This is a genomic window from Dellaglioa sp. CoH-57-MRSF-19 (assembly GCF_056781975.1).
This window is the reverse complement of sequence record NZ_JBXAXW010000316.1, coordinates 1-247: the sequence shown is the minus strand read 5'-3', so window position 1 is coordinate 247 and position 247 is coordinate 1. Positions and strand designations below refer to the sequence as shown.

Here is a 247-nt window from a genome sequence, read left to right as displayed (position 1 = left end):
AACCGAGTTCCTGCGCAAGGAAAAAGTGGTCGGCGCGTACCTGGAATTCCGCGGCGAAGGCGCGGCGAGCCTCACGCTCGGCGATCGCGCGACGATCTCGAACATGGCGCCCGAATACGGCGCGACCGCCGCGATGTTCTTCATCGACGGCCAGACGATCGACTACCTGCGCCTCACCGGCCGCAGCGACGAGCAGGTGAAGCTGGTCGAGACCTACGCGAAGGCAGCGGGCCTGTGGGCCGATACG

The 247-nt window shown here is 66.4% G+C and carries 1 protein-coding gene; it reads left to right on the top strand.

Annotation, left to right across the window (positions count from 1 at the left end):
* Window positions 1–247: aconitase family protein (locus AC1RO3_RS09345; RefSeq protein ID WP_481764143.1), on the top strand; the 247-nt coding region annotated here is incomplete at both ends.